The sequence below is a fragment of the Psychrobacter sp. H25 genome (assembly GCF_059076335.1).
This window is the reverse complement of sequence record NZ_JCACRV010000001.1, coordinates 2,475,155-2,492,529: the sequence shown is the minus strand read 5'-3', so window position 1 is coordinate 2,492,529 and position 17,375 is coordinate 2,475,155. Positions and strand designations below refer to the sequence as shown.

The following is a 17,375-nucleotide window of genomic DNA, read 5'->3' as shown; positions in this document are numbered from 1 at the left end:
ACTAGCTTGGTTCAATAAGACTAGAGAATCGATAGCCTGTACCGCGTACCGTCTGTATCAATGTATCGCAGTCATGAGGACGCAAGAGTTTACGCAGACGCTTAATATGTACGTCGATGGTGCGATCTTCGATGTATACGTTGCCGCCCCAAACCTGATCGAGGAGCTGCGTTCGTGTATAAGCGCGCTCTGGATGACTCATAAAAAACGCCAATAGACGATACTCTGTCGGACCCACATCGATGACTTTTCCGGCGGCGGTCACACGCTGACTTTTGGTATCTAGACTCAACTGACCGATTTCAATAGGCTTGTCACTACTCATCGCACTACTACGGCGCAATACCGCTTTGATTCTAGAGATCAGCTCACGGGTTGAAAAAGGCTTGGTCATATAGTCATCTGCACCCGCATCGAGTCCATAAACCTTGCTGTCCTCTTCACTTTTCGCCGTCAACATAATGACTGGTATCTCAGAGAGCAGCTCATCGTTCTTTAGCATACGACAAAAATCAACGCCGCTTTTGTCTCCTGGTAGCATCCAATCTAACAAGATCAGCGACGGTCTATGATCGACCACTTGCTGGTGCGCCTCTGAGACATCAGCGGCTTGCAGGCTCTCAAATCCAGCCATTTCTAGCGTCATCACAACCATTTCACGAATCGCAGGTTCATCTTCAACAATCAAAATTTGCTCGTTATACATATGACATTCTCAGTGTTAGAGGGCAAAATTTAGCATGTAAAAAGGCGATAAATACTCACCAGTCTTTATCTATTAAACGGATTAATTATGACAGCTTGATGACACTCTAGTGTCAGATCTCCAGTAGAAAATTTAGGGGTCCGTCATTGACACTAGCGACTTGCATGTCAGCGCCAAACTGACCAGTGGCGACGTTTGGGTACTGTGTTTTTGCATAATCTATAAGTTGCTCAAACAGTATTTGAGCCGCATCAGGTGCCATTGCACCACCAAAATCAGGACGGCGACCTTTGTCTGTTTTTGCCATCAAGGTGAACTGCGACACCAATAACAAACCACCGCCTGCCTGCTGGACATCTTTATCTAGTTTACCAAATTTTGTAGGATCTTCATCATTTTCAAAAATACGATACGTGAGAATTTTATCAATCATTCGCTGAGCCGTACTCAGACTATCCTCGTGTCCCAAACCAATATAAGCCAGTATTCCATGATCTATTTTGCCAACACAATGCTCATCGATAGTCACACTAGCCCGCCTGACTCGTTGTATAAGTGCCTTCATTTACTCATTCCTTAACAGATTATGCTCAGACAATAATGGGCTGTCCATGATAAAATACGGTCATTAACTTGCACATGCAATAATGACATCATCTCTTATTTTGGTAGCCGTATTATGAATGTATTTACCACCTTACAACAGCTGGTACCACAGCAGCAGCTCAGTAAAGTCGCTGGACGTTTGGCCGCCAGCCGCCATCCTTATGTTAAACGTACCTTTATTCGTAGTTTTGCAAAAGCCTATAACATCAGCCTAGACGAATATGAGCGCCAGAGTCTCAATGCATACGAGAGCTTCAATGATTTTTTCACTCGTGAATTAAAAGAAGACGCTCGTACCATCGATACCACTGACAACGGTATCGTCAGCCCTGCTGATGGTATTATCTCTCAGCTCGGACAAATCCAAGACCATAAGTTATTGCAAGCCAAGGGTCGTCACTATGATGTCGGACAGCTGCTGGCTGATAGCGAAGATGGCAGTTACTTTGCGGATGGCAGTTTTGCGACGATCTACCTAGCGCCTAGCAATTATCACCGTGTCCATATGCCGTTTACAGGTACGTTGACCAAGACTCGCTACGTACCTGGCACGTTGTTTTCGGTTAATAACACTACGGCCGCTAACGTGCCAGATTTGTTTGCCCGTAATGAGCGTCTGGTCTGCATGTTCGATACCAAGTACGGCAAAGCAGCCGTTGTCATGGTAGGCGCTATGATCGTCGCTGGTATCGAAACCGTCGCGACAGGTAAAATCACTCGTACTGACGACATCCAAGAAGCCGAGCATGACCTGCCGTTTGCCGCAGGGGATGAGCTTGGACGTTTTTATTTAGGCTCAACGGCTATCGTGGTGCTACCAAAAGCGGCAAAAGCTGACTGGTTGGATAGTATGCAAGCCAACAGCATCGTGCAAATGGGTCAACTGTTGGGGATGGCGAACGCTCAATAATATGACTGTATAAAAACGCTCAAAATATCAGCCCAGTTAGGTATGTTAATGCATACTTAACTGGGCTTTTTTATGCCTGTCACTCATATAGAGTTATGCATCGATCAGCCATCCTTGCTGGGTTGCATAGTCGATATTTTTGTTAAGCCAATCATGAATGGGTGGAAAGCTGTCTTTGATAAAAGCAAGGGCACAAGCTACCTGCGAACGTGTTACTTGGGCTTCGACCCACGTTTTTCCCTCAGTATTAAGATTGAGTAAAAATGGCAATAAGCGGTCAACCACTCTAAGCAACTGGCTTTCTTTGCTGCTACCCGTTTCTTGCGCCTCCCAAACCTCACTTAATGCTGCGATACCATTGCCACGCTCTGCTTGTAGTCGAGCAATACCAGCGCGCTCTTCAACGTGCGCATCGCTACGACTGTTTGCGAATAAAAACGTATCGCCAGCGTCAATCTCACCTAAATCATGTACCAGTGCCATCTTTAGCAGTCGCTCATGATTGACATCTAATTCAAACGCTTCAGCAATCGACCAACACGCCATAGCCAAGTGCCAAGAGTGCTCGGCAGAGTTTTCGCGGCGAGTGGTTTGTGTCACATAGCTACGGCGATTGATACGCTTGAGGGCATCTAGCTCTAATAAGAAGTGAGTAACATCATCTATGTCGATGTTTGCAGCAGACTTTGGGTTGGTCAATGACATAGTTGTGTTTAAGGACATATTTCTCTCTAATTTTTTGATAATCTTATGAATTATGATGTTGCTAACAGCAAGATAGCGCTGATGTTATCAAGCGCTATCTCTTATAAATGTTTCAGTTAAATGACTGAGCACCCTATTATATGACTGTCTACTTTATCAAATTAATAATGGTTTTGAACGCAGGATCTTCACTACTACGACACAGCTCAAACAATATCGACTCAACAGTACTGATCACTCCACCCGCACGGCGGATACGGCGAATCGCTTGTTTTTTATCGTAAGGGAAACGAGAGCCAACCGCATCGCCAATAATGACAGGTTGCATGCCGTTGTCTAATAAATCTAATGCTGTCTGCATAATACAGACATGCGCTTCAGCACCAAATAGCAGCACGGTACTACGGTTCTGCTGCGCCAAATGATGCCATGTGTCATTGTTATCACAAGCGCTAAAGGTAGCTTTTTCGAAGCTCTTGGCATTATCACCTTCAAGCACGTCGCGTAACTCTGGCAAGGTATCCCCCAATCCCTTTTTGTATTGTTCGTTCAGCATAATTGGGATATTGAGTGCTTGCAGCCCTTTGATTAGAGTAACGGTTTTTTTGACGATGTTTTCGTGGTCATAGATATGCGGTGTTAGGCGCTCTTGTACATCAATAATCATTGCCTGGGTGTTCTCACGAGCGATTCGATAGGTGCGATCATTAATCATGGTAGACATAGTACACTCCTTGTACGGCTGACAGTTATTATCAAAAGCTATTTTAGAATTATCATTAATAGTGCCATGGTTTATCTCACTCTTATTTAGTCACAGTTTTTTGGATGCGTCAATGGAGATAATTTGCAAACGCACCACATGTTTTGTTTTTGGGCATGTGCCTCGTTTATTTATGCCATAAAAAACCCCCAGCCATAATGACTGGGGGTTTTATTTATTAGAAAGTAGCTGTTTTTGCGTGTTCAGGTAATCTTATTTATATAGACTAGATTAAACGCGCTCAATAACAGTAGCAATACCTTGACCAAGACCGATACACATCGTCGCTAGACCGATTTCAGTATCTGACTGCTCCATTGCGTTTAGCAGAGTTACGGTGATACGAGCACCTGAACATCCTAGTGGATGACCTAGAGCGATTGCACCACCGTTGATGTTAACGATGTCTTGCTTGTCAGACAGGTTCAGTCCTTTCAATACAGACAGACCCTGAGCTGCAAATGCTTCGTTTAGCTCGATGGTTTGCATGTCATCGATGCTCATACCAGCACGCTTTAGTGCTTTGTTGGTAGCAGGTACAGGACCATAGCCCATGATAGCCGCATCACAACCAGCAACGGCCATACTACGAATACGAGCACGCGGTTTTAGACCAAGATCTTTGGCTTTTTGTGCGCTCATGACTAGCATGGCTGACGCACCATCAGACAATGCAGATGACGTTGCTGCTGTAACCGTACCGCCTTTTGGATCAAACGCTGGACGTAGGTTGCGCATTTGCTCCATCGTCGCATCTGGACGAATCACTTCATCCACAGTACATAATTGCAAGCGACCAGCCGCATCATGACCTTCAATGCCGATGATTTCATTGTCAAAACGACCTTCAGTAGTCGCAGCCCATGCACGGCGATGTGACTCAAGACCAAAAGCGTCCTGCTCTTCACGTGTAATGCCATTCATACGGCCTAGCATCTCAGCGGTCAAGCCCATCATGTTTGAGGCTTTTGCATAGTGCTTAGAGGCAGCTGGGTTTAAATCAACGCCGTGCATCATGCCTACGTGGCCCATGTGCTCGACGCCGCCGATGATGAATACATCACCTTGGTTGGTCATGATTTGCGCAGCAGCAGTATGTAGCGCTTGCATAGAAGAGCCACATAGACGGTTGACCGTTTGTCCACCAGCAGTTTTTGGAATACCAGCTAGCAGACCGATGTTACGACCGATATTTAAACCTTGCTCTAGAGTCTGGTTAACACAGCCCCAGATAATATCTTCGATGTCATTGGTATCAAAGTCATTACGTTCTACCAAAGCACGTACCAGTTCAGCTGAAATGCTGTCAGCACGTACATGGCGGAACATACCGTTTTTGGTTTTGCCCATTGCCGAGCGTACGCCATCTACGATGACCACATCTTTTGGACTTAAAGTTGTCATACTATCTTCCTTTTCAATTTTTATTGTCAGTGTAGGCAGTCCACTTCAGCGCTATGGTTTACTGGTCTTGCACAAAGCACCGTATGCTATGTACGTCGACGATTAATCCCATCCATCAGTTCTGAAGTAAATCTACTAAAACAGTACGTCCGCAATCAAAGAGTATTAATAAATCCATTGTTATCTCTCTTTTGCCAGACGTACCACACTTATCCTAATACGGTATGTTCATTAAGCGACCGAGTAAAAAGTCTCGCCAGCTGCTGCCATATCGCGAATCTTTTGCGGCGCTTCATAGGCTTTGCCAAGGTGTGCATACTTTTCACACAGTGCTAAATAGTTATCTAGACCCATTTGGTCAACATAACGGCAAGGGCCACCGCGGAATGGTGGGAAACCGACGCCCATAATCATTGCCATGTCGGCCTCGGCAGGCGTGCTTACGATGTTGTCTTCTAGGCAGCGAACCGTTTCGTTGCAAAACGCAATCATAGTACGGTCGATGATCGCTTGATCATCAAATTCTTGCTTGTCGCTGTCAGTCGTGGTTTTGAGTAACTCGTAAGTAGCTTCGTCAGCAACTTTCTTTGGCTTACCGCGCTTGTCAGTTTCATACTTATAGAAACCAATGCCGTTTTTCTGACCCAGACGCTCATTCTCATATAGATGCTGGATGGCACCTTTGTAGTCAGGCTTCATACGATCAGGGAAACCATCAGCCATTACTGCTGCGCCATGTACACCTGTATCTAGACCGACGACGTCGATTAGGTATGCAGGGCCCATTGGCCAACCGAATTTTTCCATGACTTTATCGACATGAGCAAAATCAGCACCTTGCTTGAGTAGTAAGTCAAACGCGCCAAAGTATGGGAACAAGACACGGTTCACAAGGAAACCTGGGCAGTCATTGACTACAACAGGGACTTTACCCATTTTAGAGGCTAGTGCAACGGTAGTCGCCACGGCTTCTTCAGATGATTTCTCACCGCGGATAACTTCTACCAGTGGCATACGATGTACTGGGTTAAAGAAATGCATACCCACGAAGTTTTCTGGACGCTCAAGCGCTTCTGCTAGATAAGTAATAGAGATCGTCGAGGTGTTTGACGCTAGGATGCAATCGTCTTTTACCAGGCCTTCTACTTCTTTTAGTACCGCACGTTTTACGTTTGGATTTTCTACGACCGCTTCGATTACGATATCAGTCTCAGAAAAGTCACCATAGTTCAAAGTAGGACGAATACGGCTCAACGTTTCACCCATTTTCGCTGGGGTCATTTTCTTACGTTCAACCATTTTGCCAAGCAGTTTGCTGGCTTCGCCCATACCAAGGTCTAATTGCTCAGACTTGATATCTTTCATGATGATTGGCAGGCCTTTGCTGGCTGCTTGATACGCGATACCGCCGCCCATGATGCCAGCACCTAGTACGGCTGCTTCATTGATTTCATGTGCTTGTTTGCTGTGTTGTTTCGCTAGCTTTTTAACCAATTGATCATTTAAGAATAGACCAACCAAGCTCTCTGCTTGTGGGGTTTTAGCCGCTTTAGCAAAACCAGCCGCTTCTACTTCGATTGCCTTGTCACGTGGTAGATTGACGTGCTTCTCAATCGCTTCGATTGCTAGCGCTGGCGCTGGGTATTGTTTAGGGTTGGCTTTAGCAAAAATAGCACCTTTGGCACTGTTGAACGCCATGGCTTGCTCAAGCTGGTTTAGCTTAACTGGAGCTAGTTTTTCTTCACGTTTTGCTTTCCAATCAAGCTCACCTGAGATACATTTTTTGACTAGGTCAATTGCAGCATCTTGTAAGTCATCAGCAGGTACGGTTGCATCAACTAAGCCAAGTTTAAGAGCAGCAAGTGGTTTTTTTGGGCTACCAGTAGCGATAAGCTCAAGCGCATTGTCGATACCGATCACACGTGTACTACGAACTGTACCACCAAATCCTGGGAAAATACCAAGTTGAGTTTCTGGTAGACCGATGATTGCTTTGTCGCTCATGACGCGGTATTCACAGACCAATGTCATCTCACAACCACCGCCCATCGCAGCGCCATTGATGGCAGCAACTTTCGGGAATGGTAGGTCTTCAAAACGGTTGAAAGCGTCATTGACATGAACGACCCAATCTTTGATCTCGCTTTCTGATTTTTTGAAAGAACCGACAAATTCTGTGATATCAGCACCAGCGATAAACACACCTTTGGCTGAAGTTACAATAAGACCTTTTACGTCGTCAGCTTTTTCTAACGCGCTAACGGCTTCACCAAACTGCTTGTTGGTCTCAGCATCAAACTTGTTCACGCTCTCATTTTCGGCGTTGTACTGCATGTTGGCGATGCCATCCTCTAGCATTGTCACCGTGATGCGATTTCCTTGGTATACCATTTGAAACTCCTTTCTATATAACGAAAGCTACGTTTTGAATTAAATAAATAGCCAGTTATTGTTAGTAAAATGGGTAATAGCACTCCACGCATGCTACGTCTTAGAGATAAACACATAGCTTACGCACGAGTGAAGATGTCTTTATTATCCAGCGCTCATGATGGGATACTTGTGTTGACGCTTGTACCTCACCACACGGCGCTTCATTTATATGTTACAACCACTGATATTAAAATACTGACTGAGACATGCTCCAATACAGATGATCGACCACACTGAGCAAAACTCAATACGATCACTATCGGACCATTTTCACGTCAATTAGTGTAGGGGATTATGCCCCTAGCTGTCACAAGCTAATACCATACTCGCAAGTCACTCTTAAATCACCTGTAGGCATTTACCTTATGCGCAAAGTGTTTTAGTGTATGACTGTATACTGAGTTACTGTTTTGGTATTAATTTATCTGGCTTGCCTATGCTGTCTACCACCACAAGGATGATAAACCGTTGCTGTGCTCAACAAATATGACTTACTTAGATTGTACCTTTATCAAAGCATATTCAACCAGTGAGTGACACCATCCATACGTAACAAAATCTTGTCGTTGTATTTCAGCTCAGCATGTCTTATTTTGGGATCTACACCCACTGTGAGAATCGTGATAAAAAAATGCAAAAAACAATCAATTGATACGGTGTCTCACAAAAGCCGTATAACCTATCATGCTACACTAATACTGTTTTTACCTTATCTCTGATAAGTCTCTACTGTACTCCTAATAAATGGTTGGATTATGACTGTTTCCCTTACTTCTGGCACTACTTCTTCTGATATCACCTCTTTTGACTTTATCTCTTTTCAAAGCACTGAGCAGTTTCATGGTGCTGTGCGCGAACAATTGGCGCAAGACATCGAGGTGTTGTTTGCTTATGCCAGGCTTCCTAGTCCACTGGTAGATGCTTGCCGCTATGTGATGACTGGACAAGGCAAACTGGTAAGACCGCTCATGGTTGCCAGTGCTTTTGCCAGTATCAACAGCAGTAATAATGAACGTACAGACGAGCGCAATGATGTCGATATGCTCAATGCTGATCTGGACTCATTACTCGAGAACGACTCAGACTATGATATGTCGCGCCGTGCTGCACTGGCTGTCGAGCTACTGCATACCTACTCGCTAGTACATGATGATCTGCCCTGTATGGATGATGATGAGCTACGCCGCGGCCAACCAACGGCTCATATTGCTTTTGATGAAGCGACGGCGCTGCTGGCAGGAGATGTGCTGCAGACGCTAGCATTTGAAGTACTCACTGCAGAGCTGCCAACCTTTGCGCCATTCAATGCGGACATTGCAAGCCAGCTATTGGCAATTTTTGCTCCGCGCGCACGGCGCATGGTGTCGGGTCAAATGCTAGATCTTAATGCCGAAGCCAGTACCAGTATCGCGCAGGACGATTTAGAAGCCATTCACCGCGACAAGACAGGGGCGTTGATCGAGGCAGCTATGCTTATGGGCGGCGTTTGTGCTGGTGCAACAGCCCCGCAGCGCATGGCACTGCAAGAGTGCGCACAACACATCGGGCTTGCCTTTCAAGTCCAAGATGATGTGTTGGACGTCACCATGACGACAGACACACTTGGCAAACCGGCAGGTAGCGATGAAAAGCTGGACAAGTCTACCTATGTAAAACTGATGGGTGTCGATAATGCGACCAGCTACGCGCAATCTCTTTTTAATGACGGACGCGCAGCAATCAGTCGTGAGCTTGGCGGTAACAAAGACAACATTGGCAAAAACAATGATGCTCTACTGGCGTTGATTGAATGGCTCTGGTCGCGTAAAAAGTAGCTTGTCGAATAGCAGTCGAAAGCAGATATCGTAGTACATTTTATTACCCAAAACGGCAGTGAGTGGTCAACATGGACAGTCCCCCTACCCCGCGTATCTATCTTGGCACTGGTGGCTATAGCGATACTGATTTACTCGGTACGCTATATCCAAAAGGCACCAAAAAGACAGATTTCCTACGTGAATACGCCAAGCAGTACGGCGCGGTAGAGGTAAACAGCACATTCTATGCACCCATCGGGCAAAAAGCCTTTGCGGGGATGGTTGATAAAGCCTACGCCCAAGCCGACAGTCAGTTAAAATTTTCTGTAAAATTGCATCAAGACTTTACCCACGCTCGCAAAGGCACTGCCGAACACGCACAAGCATTTCTAAACGCTCTATCACCGCTTATCGAAGCGGATGCGTTAGCACCGTTATTACTCCAGTTCCCACACGGTTTTGATCGTACCCGCACGCATCGCCTCTATCTGGCAGAGCTTGTCAGTTGGTTTAAAGATTATCCACTTGCTATCGAGTTCCGCCATAACGGCTGGCACACACCACAAGTGGTCGATAGTTTCCAGCAGCAAGGTCTCATTTGGTGCAGCGTCGACTATCCAAAAGTCGGTGGGTTGCCACCATCACGATTGATATTCACTGAGCGCACTGGCTATCTGCGTATGCATGGCAATAATACGGGCTGGTGGGATGCGATGAGCGCAGCTGACCGTCATGATTATCGTTATAGCGAAGCTGAGATGCAGGGCTGGGCACAAGCGATTGCCAATCAGCGTCAGCATTTTGATACACTTTATATCTTCTTTCAAAACACGGTCAAGGCGCATGCTTATTACAATATTGCGATGCTGCGTGAAGCGTTGATGACGCATCACTTTGTGGTTCTCTAAATAAAAATGTGCTGATAAACGCACTGATATAACGCACAATCCTTATTCGATAATCAACAAGTAGATAACTATGGACTCACTCAGTCAGATTGTCTTAGGTGCTAGTGTACAAGGTGCGATACTGGGAAAATACCAAGGTCGAAAAGCCTACCTATACGGGGCTATGCTAGGCACGCTACCTGATTTGGATGTGCTAGTTCATTATCCTGACCCCATCAGTGACATGACTTACCATCGCGGTTTTAGCCACTCACTGATCGTCCTGACTGCAGTGGGTATCATGGGCGCTTGGCTAATTAGCCGTTACCATCAATGGCGCGATATGCCATTGCCCTACTCCAAAGCTCGCTTAATGCTAGCCATGACATTGGCGCTGACGACTCATCCGATTTTAGACAGCTTTACCGTCTATGGCACTCAATTACTGTGGCCGCTACAGGAGTCTTTATCGCTGACACCTTTTAGCATTGCGTCAATGTTCATCATTGATCCGCTATATACCTTGCCATTGTTTATAGCACTACTTCTGGGACTTATTAAGGGTAGCAAACTTGCGGTATTCAAAGCAGGACTGCTAATCAACTGTCAACGCTTTACTCTATGGATGCTGCTGCTTAGTAGTAGTTACTTACTGCTTAGCTTAGGATTAAAATACCATGCACAGTCTCAAGCTAAGCAAACTTTGGCAGCGGCTAATATCCATACCACGCGCCTCAAAACCATGCCTGCCCTGCCGACAGTGCTTATGTGGCGTACAGTCGCTGAAGACGATAAAAATAGATTGATTGAAGTACGCGGTAGCGTTTTAGACAGTCGCTTACCTGAATATCGCTACCTGACGCAGTACGACAACGCGCAGACGCTACGCGCAAACATGCCAGCGCAAAGCCGACCTTATGCCGATCGTCTTGATTGGTTCTCAGGTGACTGGACAGGCTACCGAACTCAAACGATTCTTAATGACGCTGCCGAGCCTAACAAAAAAGACATTCAGCTGGTCGTTGATGACCTACGTATGATGGCAGGTGACACGGCGTTCTTTAGTTTTGTATTGGCTAATAAAATAGGACAAGGGGCACCATGGCAATCGATTACGCCTATAGAAGCACCTGTTATCAAAACGGATGGCGAACCTGAAGTGTCGCGTATTGAATTGGTCAAACAAGGATTTGTGAGAGTGTTTGATGAGTCGGTTGTGGATAGAGGTACCGGATGGAAGGTAGTTGAATGAAGATATCCTCGCTACTCAAACTATAAGTCTAAAAGAAGCTCCTAAAAAAGATTTTATTATAAAAGTCACAGGTATTTTAACTACTAAATATGGAGAAGTATTACCTTTCTCATATACTCGAAAAGGTGAAGTTCACTTAATGTCTAATTATTACTCTGGTTTTTACCTGTTAACGCCTACTGTGTAATACCTTCTTATCTTTCTAATCTAGAAATTGAGACTAATAAACCCGTAAAAATCTGACAGCAGCCATAACCTATAAACCAAAAAAAGGACACCTCACCGTGTCCTTTTTTTCATCCAAACCCTTAGCAACTCAAAATTTTTATCTTTCAAACCTATAGAAACTCAGCTCATACATTTATCTAAAAACAAGCCTACAGAATCGCTCTACTTATCGGTTTTGCACACTGGTAACTTATATCCTACTAATCAAGAGACATTAGTCAAGATGCAACATAAGCGTACTGATATTCACCTACAATAATAGAGAGAATAATAATGACAACCCTAAAAAATAAAGTCGCGATTGTAACTGGTTCATCAAAAGGTATCGGCGCACAGATCGCTATACTGCTCGCAGAAGCAGGTGCCAAAACGGTCATCAATTACGCAAATGATGATGCAGCAGCGAATGATATCGTGAGCCAGATTAAATCAGCAGGCGGTGAAGCCATCGCTGTGCAAGCTGATGTTAGTGATACTCAGCAAGTTGCTACGCTGTTCGACACCACCATCAGTGAATTTGGCAAACCAGATATTTTGGTCAATAGCGCAGGTATAATGATTAATAAACCCATTGCAGAAACTACTGATGAAGACTTTGACCGTATATTTTCTATCAATGTAAAAGGCACGTTTAACACGCTACGTGCGGCGGCGACTAAACTTAATAATGGCGGTCGTATCGTTAACCTTTCAAGCACGACCACTCGCATGATGCTGCCTGCCTATGGCACATACTGTGCAACCAAAGGTGCGGTAGAGCAGCTAACTAGAATCTTTTCTAAAGAAGTTGGCGAGCGCAACATCACTGTCAACGCAGTCTCTCCTGGCCCTACTGACACTGAGCTATTCAATCAAGGTAAAGCTGACGAGACTATCGAAAATCTCGCTGGTATGTCACCATTTAATCGTATCGGTGAACCAATCGATATCGCCCGCGTAGTGTCATTTTTAGTGAGCGAAGAAGCGGCTTGGGTGACAGGACAAAATATCGGTGCAAACGGCGGTATAGCGTAATATCGTTTTCTACTGAAAGTGATCAAACAAAAAAAGGACACCTTTCGGTGTCCTTTTCTATAAATCAAATACTTAGCTATTAAAGATTATGCTTCAACGCCAGCATCTTGACCTTTATATTTTGCGTTTGCGTAATCCCAGTTCACTAGCTTGTCTAAGAACGTATCAACATAGTCAGGACGACGGTTACGGTAATCTACATAATACGCGTGTTCCCATACATCACAAGTCAGTACAGCGACTTGGTCATGTGCAAGTGGCGTATCAGCGTTGGCAGTTTTGGCGATTGACAATTTGCCACCGACTTTATCAGCCACTAGCCATGCCCAACCTGAACCAAACTGAGTCAATGCTGCGTTCTTGAACTCTTCACGGAACTTGTCATAGCTACCGAAGTCTTCTTCGATTTTTGCTTTTAAATCGCCAGTAGGTTCGCCGCCGCCGTTTGTTGGCGTCATGCAGTTCCAATAGAACGTGTGGTTCCATACTTGAGCTGCTTGGTTGAATAGGTTTTGAGTGCTTTCGCTTTCAGAAGCTGCCTTGATAATTTCTGGCAATGTTTTGTCTTCTAGACCAGAACCTGGTAGCAAGTCTTTTAGCTTATTTACGTAAGCAGCATGATGCTTATCATGATGGTATTCTAGCGTCTCGGCACTGATATGTGGCTCTAGTGCGTCTTTTGCATATGGTAGGTCTGGCAATGTAATGTTTGACATAATTATTTTATCCTTGCTTATTTGGCCACTCATACTGTTTATATCTCGGAAATATATCATCAAAGTTAGTATTTCTGTCGATAGGCAAGCCTAAAAACAGAACTACCCTAAGAAGATGCGTACTAAAGACATAAACAATATCGAGCTAAATTGGCTGAGTTTATTGTTTGAAATGAATTTGATCGTTTAATACACGTTATTGCTTAACACAGTATCACGTATTATTATGAGTCCAAAATTAATCTAGCTATTACTTATTGCTATTATTCTTTGTCTAAAGGCTAAGTGTCTAACCCTATAGACTTTTATTAACTTAATGTTCACAAGCTATAAAATTTTATTCACTGTAGCTTAGAAACCATTATAGCAACAGTAGCCAATAATATCAGTTACCAAATGTTATAGCCCGCATAATTTGCATAGCAATTGGTTATTCATTTAATGATAATCACCACCATCGTATAGCCATACGCTATCAAGCGTAATACAGTCACAACATAGCTATCAAGGTCGATCAAATCATCGCTACTCACCTAACGGAATGTCTATATGAGCACCACTGACCCCTCTTTACTTTCTACTGAGTCGACCTCCGATGACCAATGGGTACTCGCCAGTAATAATAAAGGCAAATTGGCTGAATTTAAACGACTATTTGCTGAAGCCAATCTGAACGTAACGATTGTCCCGCAAGGTCAGCTCGATATTGACGATGCGGTTGAGGATGGCCTGAGCTTTGTAGAGAACGCCATTATCAAAGCCCGTCACGCCAGCCGTATCAGCGGACTGCCTGCTATTGCTGACGACTCAGGACTGTGTGTGCCGGCACTAGGTAATGCCCCTGGCATCTATTCAGCTCGCTATGCAGGTGAGCACGGTAATGATGCCAAGAATAACGCCAAACTCATCGCTGACTTACAGCCATTACGCACAGCCCAACCTGATACCCCAATTGAGGGCATGTTTGTTTGTGTGCTAGCCATGGTACGTCATGCTGATGACCCGCTGCCGATTATTGCTCAAGGTCTATGGCACGGCGAGATTTTGGAGACGCTGCATGGTGACGGCGGCTTTGGCTATGATCCATTGTTTTGGTTACCTGACTTTCAAGCCAGTGCCGCGAGTCTCAGCGCTACTGACAAAAACCGCATCAGTCATCGTGGTCAGGCAATCCAGCAGTTATTGAAACAGCTGGCCTAAACTTACCCAACTGACTTGATAAGCGTGCTTAATAAAAACAGCAACATAAGAAAACATGGCGTTAAAGAGATAATTTTTACTTTAATAAACAGATAGATTATACTGTTCTACTTTTAAAATTTTGTTGAAAGCCGTTATTTGGCTGTATAATTCACCAAAAAGCGTTATTATGCGCTGCATTAACGGTTTATGATTGATATTTGATAGTGTCTGCAACTTGGACAGCGTTATCTTAATGAGTATCAGCGGCGATGGCTACTGGTGCTGATTTTGAGGTTGCGAACTTATCACTATCCCCTATTTATTCCAACGGCAGCCCGTCGTACATGCCCGTAATTTGAGGCGCGGTCTGTCTATTACAATTTAACCCTAAGTACTATTTCATTAATCAAACGTACTACTTAATCCTAAAGGTGTAATTAACATGGCTACAGATTTACAAGTCACAACTAACAAGCTATCTAATAAAGAAACCCAGCTAACGGTTAAAGTGCCCGTTGAAAAAATTCAAAACAAAGTTGAAGGCCGTATTCGCCAAGTTGCGAAAACTGCCAAGATTGACGGTTTCCGTAAAGGTAACGTCCCTATGTCACACATCCGCTCTCAGTACGGTGCTGGCATTCAACAAGAAGTTATCAACGATGTCATCCGTGATACTGTATTTGAAGCGATCAAATCTGAAGACATCCGCGCTGTTGGCATGCCTAACATCGACGACGTAAAACTTGAAGACGATTTCTTGGTATATCAAGCTACTGTTGAAATCTTCCCAGAAGTAGACGTACAAGGTATCGATGAGATCGAAGTTGAGCGTCACACTGCACAAGTGAGTGAAGAAGACGTTGACACCATGATCGAAAACCTACAAAAGCAACGTGAAGAATTCGTTGAGAAAAAGGGCATGGCGGCAAAAGACAACCAAGTGACTTTTGACTTTGAAGGCTCTATCGACGGCGAAAAATTCGAAGGCGGCTCTAGCGAGGACTTCAAATTGGTTATCGGTAGCAACCAGATGATCCCAGGTTTTGAAGCTGGTATTAAAGGCATGAAAGCTGGCGAAGAAAAAACTATCGACGTGACTTTCCCAGAAGACTACCAAGCTGAGAACCTAGCTGGTAAAGAAGCTCAGTTCAAAATCAATGTAAAACTGGTTGAAAAATCTAAGCTACCTGAAATTAACGAAGAGTTCCTAGAGCTATTTGGCGTGACCGAGGGCGGCGTTGAGAAGTTGAAAGAAGACGTACGCAAAAACATGGAACGCGAAATCAAAAATGCTGCGCGTAGCCAAGTTAAGCAAGCGACTTTTGACGCATTGTTAGAAAAGAACGAATTTGACGTACCAAACGCGATGCTAGAGCAAGAAATCGAGCGTCAACGCAACATGATGATGCAACGTTTTTCTCAGCAGTTCGGTGCGAATGCTGATAGCTTCGATAAAGACATGCTACCAAATGAGCTATTTGAAGAGCAAGCGCTACGTGCTGCCCGTCTTGGTATCATCGTTGCCCGTGTTATCGATACCAAAGGTCTAGAAGTAGATCAAGAGCGTGTTGAAACCTTCATCAAAGAAGCCGCTGAAAACTACGAAGATCCAGCAGAAGTTATCGAGTACTACACCAATGACAAGCAGCAGCGTGCTAACATTGAGTCTGTAGTACTAGAAGACCAAGTAGTAGATTACTTGATCGAACAAGGTAAAGTCACTGACAAAGAAGTTAGCTACCAAGACTTGCTAGCCGCTCAGCAACAACAGCAGCAAGCAATGTAATTGATACGACAAGCTGTCTTTTTAGATATGCTGTAGTCTATTATCAAAACTAAAATGCGCCCCCGACCTTTTAATCGGGGGCGCATTTTTTGTGGCATTCGTTAACTAGATGAAATTAGTCGCAACTATCGAACCTACAAGCATCGTACTTGTACTATAAAACGCGCCTTATACCAAAACAGGCGCAAATACGGCGCTCAACCCTAGCAGTACTACCCCGCGCTGTAACCATAAGCTATCGCTAAATCGTTGCTGCAACTGTTGACTAACTAGCGTACCAACTGCATATAGCGCTAGCATCGTGACCATCATCCCTGCATAAAAACCCAGCTGACCGCTCACACCAACATTCGCTGGCACTTCAAGCGCATGTGCCAACCCGTGAAAGACTGCTAGACCACCAAAGCCAAACAGTGACAACTGCTGGATGTTTGGCGTACGTGCTGTATGGGTCTGCGCAGAGAATGCTTCTTGTCTGCTTTTTTGACTCATCAAAACCATCGCCAACACGACTACCGATAATGATATGGCGACTTCGATCAGCCCAGATGAGGCTGCAAACCCAATACCACCGATCAAGACACCAACCGTGCCTAATACTGCACCTAACGACAACCCTGCCGTCAATGACATCATACCTAAGCGCTGCTTTTGTAACCCATAAAACAACATGCCCATGCCTACTGCCAAAAATAGATGATCAAGGCCAGTCACTGGATGCATCAGTCCCGCTTGCAACGTACCCAAGAACGATGGCGCTTGCGTAGCAGTCGAATGAATATGCCCTGAGTGTGCTTGTGCCAGCGACGGCACCACAGACAACGTTGCCAATGTCGATGAACCAACTACGAGACTACGAGTAGACAACCTCTGTGAAAATTTAGCATTTTTGACATCAAGCTCTTTTGTACATCTTGTCATGTGGTTTGTTCCTTTTTATTCATGTTGTATTTTCGATGGTGAAGGATTCGGACTAAGGATATGCCT

16 protein-coding genes are annotated in these 17,375 nt (G+C 44.6%); 8 read left to right on the top strand and 8 right to left on the bottom strand.

The window, feature by feature from the left end:
* Position 1: 1 nt before the first annotated feature.
* Together phoB and dtd are read right to left on the bottom strand one after the other, a co-directional pair.
* Positions 2-706: a phosphate regulon transcriptional regulator PhoB gene (gene phoB, locus AC5JPO_RS10190; protein ID WP_319051026.1), complete on the bottom strand. Its 705-nt coding sequence runs from the start codon at positions 704-706 to the stop codon at positions 2-4.
* Positions 707-818: 112 nt separating this feature from the next.
* On the bottom strand, positions 819-1,271 hold the full coding sequence (dtd, locus tag AC5JPO_RS10185; protein ID WP_443527007.1) for a D-aminoacyl-tRNA deacylase: 453 nt from the start codon (positions 1,269-1,271) through the stop codon (positions 819-821).
* A 114-nt stretch (positions 1,272-1,385) separates the two neighbouring features.
* On the opposite strand from dtd, the gene asd reads away from it, so the two are divergent.
* Positions 1,386-2,222 (top strand): archaetidylserine decarboxylase, encoded by an 837-nt coding sequence (gene asd, locus AC5JPO_RS10180; RefSeq protein WP_443527008.1) that lies wholly within the window; start codon positions 1,386-1,388, stop codon positions 2,220-2,222.
* A gap of 93 nt (positions 2,223-2,315) precedes the next feature.
* On the opposite strand, the gene AC5JPO_RS10175 is transcribed toward asd, so the two are convergent.
* The 4 genes from AC5JPO_RS10175 to fadB all read right to left on the bottom strand — a co-directional run bounded on the left by AC5JPO_RS10175 (position 2,316) and on the right by fadB (position 7,485).
* Positions 2,316-2,945 carry an HD domain-containing protein gene (locus tag AC5JPO_RS10175; protein WP_443527009.1) on the bottom strand — a complete coding sequence of 210 codons (630 nt, stop codon included), beginning with the start codon at positions 2,943-2,945 and terminating at the stop codon, positions 2,316-2,318.
* A gap of 130 nt (positions 2,946-3,075) precedes the next feature.
* Complete coding sequence (locus tag AC5JPO_RS10170; protein ID WP_443527010.1) at positions 3,076-3,651, bottom strand: isochorismatase family protein; 576 nt, start codon at positions 3,649-3,651, stop codon at positions 3,076-3,078.
* A gap of 270 nt (positions 3,652-3,921) precedes the next feature.
* A complete protein-coding gene (gene fadA, locus AC5JPO_RS10165; RefSeq protein ID WP_443527011.1) occupies positions 3,922-5,094 on the bottom strand; it encodes an acetyl-CoA C-acyltransferase FadA in 1,173 nt (390 codons plus the stop codon).
* 231 nt (positions 5,095-5,325) lie between these two features.
* Positions 5,326-7,485, bottom strand: coding sequence for a fatty acid oxidation complex subunit alpha FadB (gene fadB, locus AC5JPO_RS10160; protein ID WP_443527012.1), 2,160 nt, complete (start codon positions 7,483-7,485; stop codon positions 5,326-5,328).
* A gap of 797 nt (positions 7,486-8,282) precedes the next feature.
* On the opposite strand from fadB, the gene AC5JPO_RS10155 reads away from it, so the two are divergent.
* From AC5JPO_RS10155 to AC5JPO_RS10135, 5 genes are all read left to right on the top strand, one after another.
* Positions 8,283-9,341 (top strand): polyprenyl synthetase family protein, encoded by a 1,059-nt coding sequence (locus AC5JPO_RS10155; RefSeq protein ID WP_443527013.1) that lies wholly within the window; start codon positions 8,283-8,285, stop codon positions 9,339-9,341.
* Between the two features lie 71 nt (positions 9,342-9,412).
* Positions 9,413-10,231 carry a DUF72 domain-containing protein gene (locus AC5JPO_RS10150; protein ID WP_443527014.1) on the top strand — a complete coding sequence of 273 codons (819 nt, stop codon included), beginning with the start codon at positions 9,413-9,415 and terminating at the stop codon, positions 10,229-10,231.
* A gap of 70 nt (positions 10,232-10,301) precedes the next feature.
* A complete protein-coding gene (locus AC5JPO_RS10145) occupies positions 10,302-11,462 on the top strand; it encodes a metal-dependent hydrolase (RefSeq protein WP_443527015.1) in 1,161 nt (386 codons plus the stop codon).
* Positions 11,455-11,649 (top strand): hypothetical protein, encoded by a 195-nt coding sequence (locus tag AC5JPO_RS10140; RefSeq protein ID WP_443527016.1) that lies wholly within the window; start codon positions 11,455-11,457, stop codon positions 11,647-11,649. Before AC5JPO_RS10145 ends, AC5JPO_RS10140 begins: the two co-directional genes overlap by 8 nt.
* A gap of 314 nt (positions 11,650-11,963) precedes the next feature.
* Positions 11,964-12,704 (top strand): SDR family oxidoreductase, encoded by a 741-nt coding sequence (locus AC5JPO_RS10135; RefSeq protein WP_443527017.1) that lies wholly within the window; start codon positions 11,964-11,966, stop codon positions 12,702-12,704.
* An 86-nt stretch (positions 12,705-12,790) separates the two neighbouring features.
* Here the strand turns inward: AC5JPO_RS10135 and sodB are convergent, their stop codons facing one another.
* Entirely contained in the window at positions 12,791-13,420 is a 630-nt protein-coding gene (gene sodB, locus AC5JPO_RS10130) for a superoxide dismutase SodB (protein ID WP_319051038.1), read from the bottom strand.
* 549 nt (positions 13,421-13,969) lie between these two features.
* Between sodB and rdgB the strand changes: the two genes are divergently transcribed.
* Entirely contained in the window at positions 13,970-14,620 is a 651-nt protein-coding gene (gene rdgB, locus AC5JPO_RS10125) for an RdgB/HAM1 family non-canonical purine NTP pyrophosphatase (protein ID WP_443527018.1), read from the top strand.
* Between the two features lie 424 nt (positions 14,621-15,044).
* Positions 15,045-16,388, top strand: coding sequence for a trigger factor (gene tig, locus AC5JPO_RS10120; RefSeq protein ID WP_319051041.1), 1,344 nt, complete (start codon positions 15,045-15,047; stop codon positions 16,386-16,388).
* 168 nt (positions 16,389-16,556) lie between these two features.
* Here tig and AC5JPO_RS10115 read toward each other — a convergent pair whose 3' ends face one another.
* On the bottom strand, positions 16,557-17,309 hold the full coding sequence (locus AC5JPO_RS10115) for a HupE/UreJ family protein (RefSeq protein ID WP_443527019.1): 753 nt from the start codon (positions 17,307-17,309) through the stop codon (positions 16,557-16,559).
* Positions 17,310-17,375 lie beyond the last annotated feature (66 nt).